We start from the raw sequence: 1,238 nt of genomic DNA on the forward strand, positions 1-1,238 counted from the left end.
AGAAGCGGTAATACAGAAAAGCGACCAATGCACAAACACCAGTCGCTATCAGTATAGTTATGAAGTTGTATGTGGAAAGCGTCAAGCCGTTCTCTAACAAGCTGAAATGCTCCCAATCGGTACGCATGAGCTGTTTGATATTCAGTAGCAGGAGAACCGCCACGAATACAAACAGAAGCGTCCCTATGGAAAAGTGGTAAACAAGATGCTTGTCGCTGGTTCTGATACGGTGTCCCTTATTCCAAATCTTACGCATAAATCAATCACTCCTTTCTCTGCATTGAAAAAGCGGTCAATCTTGAGGACTAACCGCTAATAATTGTGAAATATGAAGTTGCTGATAAACTGAATTTTAATTCTTTTGATAAACAATAGTTTCAATGCTGTTATCTTGAAAAAATGTTTTTGCAGAATAGCGTCTTATTACAAACGCTTGTAGATAGTCGCCACCTGAACCAGCAAAATTTAGAATGAAAAGTACATTAAAGAAAAAAGTGTATTTCTTTGGGCAGAAAATTATACATAATGCAAGTAATATCCCTAAAATAATTACTGGTGCAAGAACAACAATCAAAAATTGTCGTTTACTGAATTTAGCATTACTTCCTACTGATATAGTCGGAAATTTAAACGATATATGAATATTTTCTTTAGAGAAAGTTTTCATAAAAATTAAATGGATTACTTCATGAATAATTATATAACAAAAACAACCTAATAAAAATAATGGATTTTCTACACCATTGTTCAAAAAAGAACCACTTATAGTTATAAGAACAATGCCCACAAGTAGAGAAAAAGCAAAGCTACCTATAATAAAAAGATTAGCATACTTTGATTTTTTATAGTCTATCACATCAATTTTTTTAAAGTGTTATCCATAAGTACCTCCAAAGATAAAATGTAATTTTCGTTTTCTTTATATCCATATTATATCAGTTTCACATATCCACTACAATGAAAATCTATTCAGCAAGCCTATTTTTTCGGTTGTCCCTGCGGTGCAGAGTTCTGTGGACTGCCTGCGTTCTGGTTGCCTTTATTCTTCAACACAATATCCTCTGCTTTTACATACCAGTCCACATCTGCACCCGTATAGGTTTTTCTTGATACCGTATCGGCTACGGGATTGACAAGCTCCACGACTGCATTATACGGAAATTCCCTCAACGGTACTTCTGGCGGTACAGACACGGGGATAATTCCACCATGCAGACTGCACTTCAAATCATAGATAC

2 protein-coding genes and 1 pseudogene are annotated in these 1,238 nt (G+C 35.3%); all 3 read right to left on the reverse strand.

Annotated elements, in window-relative coordinates:
- Window positions 1–256: pseudogene (locus LJD34_RS15910) on the reverse strand (ATP-binding protein); the annotation flags it as partial.
- A gap of 96 nt (window positions 257–352) precedes the next feature.
- A complete protein-coding gene (locus LJD34_RS15915) occupies window positions 353–751 on the reverse strand; it encodes a DUF3267 domain-containing protein (protein WP_227360358.1) in 399 nt (132 codons plus the stop codon).
- A 227-nt stretch (window positions 752–978) separates the two neighbouring features.
- A partial coding sequence (locus tag LJD34_RS15920; protein ID WP_227360359.1) for a YdcP family protein occupies window positions 979–1,238 on the reverse strand: 260 nt, incomplete at its 5' end.

Origin of the sequence: Faecalibacillus sp. MSK20_93, from assembly GCF_020589945.1 — a bacterium.
GTDB classification, from domain to species: domain Bacteria; phylum Bacillota_I; class Bacilli_A; order Erysipelotrichales; family Coprobacillaceae; genus Faecalibacillus; species Faecalibacillus intestinalis.